Below are 8,980 nucleotides of genomic sequence, written 5' to 3'. Positions count from 1 at the left end.
CCAGTGACAGGGTGACATCTGACAGAATGACAAGGTGACAAAGTACCATAATGATGAACTTTCTCCTGTCAGATGTCACCCTGTCACCCTGTCACTCTGTCACCTTGTCACCTTGTCAGATGTCACCCTGTCAGATGTCACCTTGTCACCTTGTCACCTTGTCAGATGTCACTTTGTCACCTTGTCACCTTGTCACCTTGTCAGTTCTTTATGTCTTTTCCTGATTTTTCCAAAAACCCGGAACCCAAATTACGGCCCGCGACCGATGAGGACCAGCCAGACCTCATCGAGGTCTATGCCAGCACCCGGATTGAAGAAATCGCTCTGGTTGGTTGGAATGAAGCCCACCAACTGGTTTTCTTCACCATGCAATTTCAAGCCCAGCACCACTTTTATCGAATGCAATACCCTGCGGCAGAACATTCGGTGATTGAACTTGCAGGAAAAACCATTGGTCGGTTGATTGTGGTTCGTCAGGAAAGTGAAATTCGTCTGGCTGATATTGCCTTACTGCCTGAATACCGGAACCAGGGAATTGGCGCCCACATCACCTACCAATTGATCGCTGAAGCCACCACCACAAACAAACCACTGCGGTTGCAGGTACTCAAACACAGCCCGGCAGTCAGGTTTTACCAGCGGCTTGGTTTTCGTGAAACTGGCTCAACCGACACCCATTTCCAAATGGAATACAGAAGAATTGAGAATGAAGAATATGATTAGTGATTAGTGATTAGTGGTTAGTGGTTAGAAATCAATACTTTCCAAGAGCTAAGGATCAAATCTGAATTTCGCCCAAAATATCATCACCTTGCCAGACACGACCAGCACCGACCGGTTCAGGACACGAATCGCAATCGGGAATCGCCCAGGTCATTGAGTGGAATCAAAGTTCACCGAAATCGAGCCTTCGCGATGACGAAACTAACTTCCAACCTCTCCTTATATGTCCTTTATGTCCTTTATGTCTTTTAGTTCTGGCTCAATCACCCACATCAAAGACCACACCTGAGGAAAATGTTAGTATTTTGGGCGAAATTTAGGAAACGAAGAATTACAAAACAAAAACCCTGAACCCTGAACCCTGAACCCTCATTCCTATGACCAACCATCTAAACCTTGCCCAGTTTCGCGAACATCTCCATACTGATTTTGCGGTTCAAATCAGTGAAACCCAATCCATTAACCTGAAACTCAATACCATCCAGGTTCGGCAGGAAAAACCCACGTGTGAAGAGTTTTCACTGACCTTTCTGGGTCCGCTTGAGTACCAGTTGATTCAGCAAACCCTTCACCTCTCGCATCCAGTGATGGGTGAACTCGATATCTTTATTGTTCCAGTGAGCCGTGACCAGAATGGCATCAGCTATGAAGCAGTCTTTTACCAGTTTTTAAATGCTGAAACTGGCACGGCAACAACCGCTTAATTGGTGCTTGGGGAGCGTTAAAAAATAAGTTCCTGGGGGCGCGGGCGACGCGGGGAAGATGGACCGGAGAGACAATCGTTTCCCGGTGGTAGCTCCCAAAACCTTGCAACCACCAGCTATCCGAACGGCAGCCTAACAGGGATGCTCAATCCAAATACCTGTCTCCAAACCAAAACGGGAAGTTGTTTTTTAATGCTCCCCAAGTACCAGCCCTCAAATATGCCCGAAATCCATCTCAAACCCATCGAGCAGGATGACGAATCCTTTTTGTTTCAAATCTTTGCAGCTTCTCGGGCCGAAGAAATGGCCCGTGTTCCGTGGGATGACTCGCTGAAACGGGCATTCTTATGGAGCCAGTTTCAAGCGCAGTCCGAACAATACCGGATCAAATATCCAACCGGAGACTTTTCTGTCATCCTGCTCGATACCCAGCCGGTTGGTCGGCTCTACCTTGGGCGACTGGAAAACCAGCTTCGCATCATTGACCTGGCCCTCTTACCGGAGTTTCGGCGGCAAGGCATTGCCAGGAAAATCATGGCTGATTTGATGACCGAAAGTCGCCAGAACCACAAACCGATTCGAATCTATGTCGAAAGCTTTAACCCGGCTTTGCCCTGGTTTCTCAAGCTTGGTTTTCAGAAAATTGATGGTGACGAAGTATATTACTTTCTGGAATGGCAATCTGGGGTGGAAGACATCGGGCTGAACCCTGAACCCTGAACCCTGAACCCTGTTTTTCACCCCTGACCCCTCAATGATCTTCCCTTCTGTTCCTCCAGCCTGGAAACGGCAACTTGTGGTTTGTGCGCTGTGGATGATACCGGGGATTCTGATTGTGGCCCAGGTGACATTCGGCCCTTCGGCGCGCCCTCGACCCCATTCCTGGGGATGGGAATTGTTCTTTCAACTTCTGTACTGGGAGCCGCTGGCGCTGGCGACGCCATTGGTATTTGATCTCAGCCGACGGTTTCCTTTTGAGGTTCCACGACGTGGACGCGCCTTCGGATTCCATTTGGCGGCAGGTATTGTTTTTGGATTTGTTTATGCGCTGGTGTTGACCCTCGTATCACGATGGGCAATTCCAGACCCACGCATCTTTGAATCGCTTCAAGGGTTTCTCGCCGGCTATGCCAGGATGATCAATTTTACTCTGCTGTTTGGACCGATGGTGTACTGGATGCTGGTTGGAGTTGGCCACGCGATGGTGTACGCCGAACGGTTGCGAGAAGGCGAGCGACAAACCGCCGAACTACAACTGCGAACCTCGCAACTTGAAACCCAACTGGCCAACGCACGGTTACTGGCCCTGAAAATGCAGCTTCACCCGCATTTTTTATTCAACACACTGCACAGCATTGCCGCTCTGGTTCGTGAAAACGATACCCGAGGCGCCGTCCGGATGATCGCCGGACTCAGCGATTTGCTGCGGTCGGTTCTGGACCGATCAGGCAATGAACAGGTTCCACTTCGATTGGAACTTGAATTCCTCGAAAAATACCTTGAAATCGAACAGATACGGTTTCAGGATCGCCTGACCGTGTATAAAAATATTGCCCCGGAAACGCTTGATGCCGGCGTGCCACACCTGATTTTACAACCACTGGTGGAAAACGCAGTGCGACACGGTATTTCAAAACGCATTGCAGCTTCCCGAATCGAAATCAACACCTGGCGCGAAAATGGACGGCTATGTCTGCAAATCAACGACGATGGCCCCGGTCTTCCGCCTGATTTTGCCCAGGCCGAAGCCAGAGGACTTGGATTGCGAAACGTCCAGGCCCGGCTCAAGGCGTGTTTTGGTTCAGATCACGATTTCGTGGTTGAAACCGTCAAAGAAGGCGGCACCTCCGCTCTGATTTCCATTCCGTTTCTGTCGGAGCAGGATCTTCCCAGGAGTGAAACTCATACCGTTTAGGGTTCAGGGTTCAGGGTTTTTGAATTCAAATCCTTTCCGTCCTTTTTGTCCTTTTTGTCCTTTTCGTCTTTTTTGTCTTTTCTGAACCCTGAACCCTGAACCCTGAACCCTCATTGGTATCACCCATGACTGGAGAACCAGCAAAAATTCGAACCCTGCTCGTTGACGACGAACCGTTGGCTCGCCGGACCCTGTCCCTCCTGCTCAAGGATGATCCTGAAATCACCATCATTGGGGAATGTTCAAACGGCTTCGAAGCGGTCAAGGCCATTCGACGAGACCGACCGGACCTGCTTTTTCTCGATATTCAAATGCCCGAAATGAACGGGTTCGAAGTGCTGGAAGCCGCTGGCCCAGATCTTTCATCAGTTATTGTTTTTGTCACAGCCTATGATCAGTTTGCGGTGAAAGCATTTGAGGCCCAGGCGCTCGACTATGTCTTGAAACCCTTTGACGACGAACGGTTTGAACAGGCTGTCAAACGCGCCAAATCGCACATTTACCAAAACCGATCAGCCGACATCAACCGGCGGTTGCTTGAATGGCTGGCCAGTCAGCAGATGACTTCGCCACCAGCAACCGAAAAAGCACTCTACCTGCAGCGCCTTTCGGTAAAGAGTGGCGGACGGGTTCATTTTCTGAAGGTTGCTGAAATTGAATGGATTGAAGCCTCAGACCAGTATGTTGTGTTGCACGTCGCCGGCAAACAGCATTTGCTTCGTGACAGTTTGAATCGGCTTGAGACGCAACTTGACCCGGACCAGTTTTTTCGCGTCCATCGGTCCGCCCTCGTTAATTTGGATTTCGTCCGCGAACTTGAACTCAACGAAAACGGGGATGGCACCATTGTCCTCAGCAATCGCACCAGCATCAAACTCAGTCGAAGCCGCCGGGAAAAGTTCGAAACGGCATTGGTGCGGCGGTCTTGAAGGCTCACACATCTTTGGAGTGCGGTGACTTGTCACCGCTTTCCTATGAAGCGACTTGTCGCGCAAGAAAGAGTGGCGACAAGTCGCCATATGTCAAAGCTGCAACAAGTTGCAGCACTCCAAAGCTCTTTCTGCTTCACCCCTGATTTCCCTCAACCCACAACACACATCCGGCAATTCGCTCCATCAGCGCAACCTTCCCCATCTGGCAATCGTGTTGAGGCTAACCCCCAGGCCGGATTCATCCAGCGGCCTGATCCATCCCCACCACAATTCAATGGAGCATTGTTATGACCACCAGGTGCCGAGTTGCAGGAATGGTCTTTCTGCCGATTTTCTTTCTGCTGTTGACCGCCAGCGCCCTGGGACAAGCCCCGACGCTTGATCCCACATGGAGCGACGCTCCGTCACCCCGAGTTATTCGGGCCATCATCGAAGATGAACTTGCCTATTTGGGCATCCAGGACAAGGTCACGGCGGAGGACCTCGATGTGTTAACCAGACTCAAAGTCAAAGCGGACTCACTTATGGCCAGCGATGAAGAACGCACCCGTGCCTACAAGGAACTATTGACCAAACTGGCCCAATTAACGGGCGCGCCAGCCGGATTTGAAACCCGACTTGATCGCACCGTCCAGGCAGCGGTTGGTCTTTCAAAAGGGAGTGTTGTCTTGCCGGGCGAATTTTCCCAGATTGAAAAACGCGGTTCCGGTCCAGTTCCGGTTATTTTGATCCCTGACATCGGTTTGGATTGGACGGTGTATGAATCGTTGATGAACCGCAATGCAAAAGCTTACACAATGTATGCCCTGACGCTTCCTGGGGCTGCCGGTACGCCCCCGTATCCGCGTCCTAAAATTCGGAATTTCAGCCATACGGATTGGTGGAACACCATCGAACAAGGCATTGTCAATCTGATCAAAAAGGAAAACTTGAGCGGTGTGGTGCTGGTTGGCCAGCAAGCCGGTGCCTATGTGGCGATGAAAACCGCCCTTGATCATCCAGACCAGATCAGGGCCGTTGTGAACCTCAATGGACTGTTGTATAGCCCGATGAATTCCCCAGCCGATACAACCAAACCGGCAACTCACCAGGAGCGAGTTCAAATCGTCAACAGTTCGCCATCACTGGCGCTGTGGCCCAACAGTTCCTATAGCCAGTCGCTCCAGTTTGCGTCTGGTTTTTCAACATTTTACTGTCAGCACGAAGCCCGGCAGAAACTCTTGTCCGAAATGATGGCCAAAACCCGGCTCGATGTGATGTACCGATACTTTTATGAACTGATGACGACTGACCTGTCCGAAGCGGCCAAAAAACTCAGCGTCCCGATGCTGGTCGTCATTTCTTCTCCAGATGCCAAAATGACGGTTCCAGGCGGATGGAATGCGAATCGTATGCAATGGGAAAAATTCAAAACTGAAAACCCAAAACTTCCACTCAGACTGGTGACCTTTGAAGATACTCGTGCCTACGCGACGGAAGACAGCCCGGAGGATTTAGATCGGGCAATTGGCGAGTTTCTGGCTGGAAAACCGGTGGATGGGAAAATGAAAGCCGGGGGATGACCTCCCAGGTGACATCTGACAAAATGACAAAATGATGACTTCTCAAATGGTCATCTTGTCAGTTGTCATCCTGTCAAATAGTCACCTTGTCAGATGTCACCTTGTCACCTTGTCACCTTGTCACCTTGTCCACCCTGTCACCTGATCTTGGATGGTGCCCGGAACTGCCCAATGCCTGTCCCCACATTGTCGGGAGAACCAATATATAACCAGCTTCCGGTGCCGATTGGTCGGCCCACGATCCGGTTATTGGCGGTGTCTCCAACCACGATGATCGGTATTCCAGCCAGCCAGCCTGACGTGAACTGACTTGTGGTGATGCCTTCAGGTTGTCTGACCTGGCCAAGTTGAGTACCGCTCAAGGCCAGAGTGGTTGCATTGTTGGAATTCCCGTTGAGAAACCGCAGAATCCGGGAATTGCCGGTATCGGCAATGTAGAGCGTGCCGTTGGAGTCAACTGCGACTCCCTGCGGCGCTCTGACCTGGTTCAGGCCGATCCCGTTTGAAGCCACGACTTTTCCGGTGTTGGTCGAAATGACGGTGCTGGCGTTGAGGATTTTCAAAACCCGATTGTTGCCGGTGTCGGCAATGAACAGAGTTGATTTGTTGTCCACGACCATTCCGCTGGGATTGGTCACCTGTCCGGCGGAAGTTCCTTTGTTGGCCAGCAGGACTCCCATCCCCGGAATCCCTCCGTTGAAGCGCAAAATCCGATTGTTGCCGGTGTCGGCGACATAAAGATTTCCGGCTGCATCCAGGGCGACTCCTTGCGGCGCCTTGACCTGATTGAATCCGACTCCATTGGTTGCAAAATTCGCCCAATTTACGCCTCCATCGGTTGACCATTGGATCCGGTTGTTGCCGGTGTCGGCCACATACATCCGTTGTCCCGTCGAACTGAAGGCGACCGCTTCGGGAGCGCGGAACTGACCGTTTCCGGCCCCGAGGGTCCCGACTCCGATGACCGACCAGTTGCTTCCGTCAAACCCCTGAATCCGGTTGTTGGCGGTGTCCGCCACCAGCAACGCAATGTGCGGGAGGCAGGAATCGATGAAAATCGTCATCGAATCCACGGCTCCCGGGCAAGGCCCGACCGGGTTGAGCAAAGTCAGGGTTACGCTTCCAGCCGTGATTTCCGCGCTTGACGGTGTGTAGACCGCATTCAGCGTGGTTGCACTCGGAATGAAGGTGCCGCCTCCGCCGATCCACTCCGAGCCGTAGGCAATTCCGTCAAACGATCCGGCAAGAGTGGCACTCGTGCCCGCGCAAATAGTTTGGTCAGGTCCGGCATTGGCATTGGCTGTCGGGTTGATGGTGATGGTCATGGTATCGCTGTTCGGTCCACAGGCGGCGGGCGGGTCGTCCATCGTGAACGTCAATGTCACCGTTCCAGCCGTTCTTTCGGCTGCTGATGGAGTATAGACGGCATCGCGCGTCGTCGCATTCGGACTGAATGTTCCGGTTCCTCCACTCCACGTTCCGTTTGCTTGATAGCCACAGGATCCGGCCAGGATTGCACTCGTGCCCGCGCAAATGGTTTGGTCAGGTCCGGCATGGACGGTAACCGGATTGATGATGATGAACATGGTGTCGTTGATCGGCCCGCATACTCCCGGCAGGTTGTCCCTTCTCAACGTCAAGGCCGTTATTCCCTCTGCAATTTCCTCATCTGACGGTGTGTAGATGGCATTCAGTGTGGTTGCATTCGGAACAAAGATTCCGCCTCCGCCGGTCCATATCGGGCCTGTCGCGCCACCAGTCAACGATCCGGCAAGGACTACACTTGTGCCGGCGCAAATGGTTTGGTCAGGTCCGGCATTGACGGTTGTCAGGATGACGGTAACCGTGGCGCTCCCGCTACTGGTGATTGTACAACCCAGAGCGTCCTCCCCTGACTCCACCGAATAGGTGGTTGTTGAGGGTGTCTCCACTTCAAAACTTAATGGGCTGGGGCCGGTTTGTCTCCCCCCGTCATTATCCAATGTCACCGTGTACGGTGCAGTTCCACCCGTCACGGTGACGGTGACGGTGACGGTGGAAATGCTCTCAAGGCAAATTGTCCCGCCACCGGTCACCGTAGCGGTCGGCCCTGGGGTGTAGGTGATGTTGACGTCATCACTTGAAGGGCAACTCCCGCCGGCAATCGTCCAGCGCAAGGTGTATGCACCTGGGGACGAAGCCGTCGCCGTCGAAGTCGGAGAATTGGCATTGCTGAAGGTAATCGTTCCCGGCCCGCTCACCTTGGTCCAGGTGCCGGTCACGACAATTGCTGGGTTACCTGCCGGCAAGGTGTATTTCCCGGCAACTGAAGCTGTCGCCATCGAAGCCTCAGAATTGACATTCCTGAACTTGATTGTTCCCGGCAAGCTCATTCTGGGCCAGGTGCCTGGCCGGGGTTCACCCTCTGAATAGCCTTCCAGTCTCGCCAACAAGCCGCAGACGGTTTGATCCGGCCCGGCATAGGCCGGGAAATCTGGGCTCACTGTGACCGTGGCGCTCCCGCTACCGGTGATACAACTACCCAGAGCGTCCGTCCCTGACTCCACGGAATAGGTGGTTGACCAATCTTCCGGAAACACTGAAAAAGTTAACGGGCTGGAGCCGCTTTGGGTCCCTCCGCCGTTATCCAATGTCACCGTGTAGGGTGCTGTTCCACCTGTCACGGTGACGGTAACAGTGGAACTGTTCCCGGCACAGATGGTGCCACCACCGGTTACCGTAGCGGTCGGCCCTGGGGTGTAGGTGATGTTGACGTCATCACTTGAAGGGCAACTCCCGCCGGTAATCGTCCAGCGCAGAGTGTATTCCCCAGCGACTGAAGCCGTCGCCATCGAAGTCGGAGAATTGGCATTGCTGAAGGTAATCGTTCCCGGCCCGCTCACCTTGGTCCAGGTGCCGGTCACGACAATCGCCGGGTTACCTGCCGTCAATATGTATGTCCCTGGGGACGAAGCCGTCGAAGTCAAAGTCGGAGAACTGCCATTGCTGAACTTGATAGTTCCCGGCAAGCTCATTCTGGGCCAGTGGCCTGGCCGGGGATCACCCTCTAAATAGAGCGTGTCGCAGAACGGATCTTTGGAAAGAAAAGAAAACAGGGATAAGAGACTTGAAAAAGAAAGACGGTATAGGGTTTCCTAAGGAAAT

At 52.8% G+C, this 8,980-nt stretch carries 7 protein-coding genes; 6 read left to right on the top strand and 1 reads right to left on the bottom strand.

Features of this window, described 5'->3' with window-relative positions:
* Window positions 1-210: 210 nt before the first annotated feature.
* The 6 genes from HY774_23860 (at window position 211) to HY774_23835 (ending at window position 5,836) form a co-directional block, all read left to right on the top strand.
* Complete coding sequence (locus tag HY774_23860; GenBank protein ID MBI4751528.1) at window positions 211-723, top strand: GNAT family N-acetyltransferase; 513 nt, start codon at window positions 211-213, stop codon at window positions 721-723.
* Window positions 724-1,100: 377 nt separating this feature from the next.
* Window positions 1,101-1,427: a hypothetical protein gene (locus HY774_23855; protein MBI4751527.1), complete on the top strand. Its 327-nt coding sequence runs from the start codon at window positions 1,101-1,103 to the stop codon at window positions 1,425-1,427.
* A gap of 141 nt (window positions 1,428-1,568) precedes the next feature.
* Window positions 1,569-2,147: a GNAT family N-acetyltransferase gene (locus tag HY774_23850; protein MBI4751526.1), complete on the top strand. Its 579-nt coding sequence runs from the start codon at window positions 1,569-1,571 to the stop codon at window positions 2,145-2,147.
* A 34-nt stretch (window positions 2,148-2,181) separates the two neighbouring features.
* A complete protein-coding gene (locus HY774_23845) occupies window positions 2,182-3,342 on the top strand; it encodes a sensor histidine kinase (protein MBI4751525.1) in 1,161 nt (386 codons plus the stop codon).
* 125 nt (window positions 3,343-3,467) lie between these two features.
* Window positions 3,468-4,271: a response regulator transcription factor gene (locus HY774_23840; protein ID MBI4751524.1), complete on the top strand. Its 804-nt coding sequence runs from the start codon at window positions 3,468-3,470 to the stop codon at window positions 4,269-4,271.
* Window positions 4,272-4,561: 290 nt separating this feature from the next.
* Window positions 4,562-5,836 carry an alpha/beta hydrolase gene (locus HY774_23835; GenBank protein ID MBI4751523.1) on the top strand — a complete coding sequence of 425 codons (1,275 nt, stop codon included), beginning with the start codon at window positions 4,562-4,564 and terminating at the stop codon, window positions 5,834-5,836.
* A 137-nt stretch (window positions 5,837-5,973) separates the two neighbouring features.
* Here HY774_23835 and HY774_23830 read toward each other — a convergent pair whose 3' ends face one another.
* Window positions 5,974-8,850, bottom strand: coding sequence for an NHL repeat-containing protein (locus tag HY774_23830; protein MBI4751522.1), 2,877 nt, complete (start codon window positions 8,848-8,850; stop codon window positions 5,974-5,976).
* Between the last annotated feature and the right edge of the window lie 130 nt (window positions 8,851-8,980).

This window comes from Acidobacteriota bacterium (assembly GCA_016208495.1).
GTDB lineage: Bacteria > Acidobacteriota > Blastocatellia > Chloracidobacteriales > Chloracidobacteriaceae > JACQXX01.
The sequence above is the reverse complement of the archived record's forward strand: the minus strand, read 5'-3'. Positions and strand labels throughout refer to the sequence as shown.

Excerpts from the sequence above, each read along its gene's own strand:
- HY774_23830 (MBI4751522.1), bottom strand. The coding sequence starts at position 8,850 with ATGAGCTTGCCGGGAACTATCAAGTTCAGCAATGGCAGTTCTCCGACT.
- HY774_23850 (MBI4751526.1), top strand. The coding sequence starts at position 1,569 with ATGCTCAATCCAAATACCTGTCTCCAAACCAAAACGGGAAGTTGTTTT.
- HY774_23855 (MBI4751527.1), top strand. The coding sequence starts at position 1,101 with ATGACCAACCATCTAAACCTTGCCCAGTTTCGCGAACATCTCCATACT.
- HY774_23860 (MBI4751528.1), top strand. The coding sequence starts at position 211 with ATGTCTTTTCCTGATTTTTCCAAAAACCCGGAACCCAAATTACGGCCC.
- HY774_23840 (MBI4751524.1), top strand. The coding sequence starts at position 3,468 with ATGACTGGAGAACCAGCAAAAATTCGAACCCTGCTCGTTGACGACGAA.
- HY774_23835 (MBI4751523.1), top strand. The coding sequence starts at position 4,562 with ATGACCACCAGGTGCCGAGTTGCAGGAATGGTCTTTCTGCCGATTTTC.
- HY774_23845 (MBI4751525.1), top strand. The coding sequence starts at position 2,182 with ATGATCTTCCCTTCTGTTCCTCCAGCCTGGAAACGGCAACTTGTGGTT.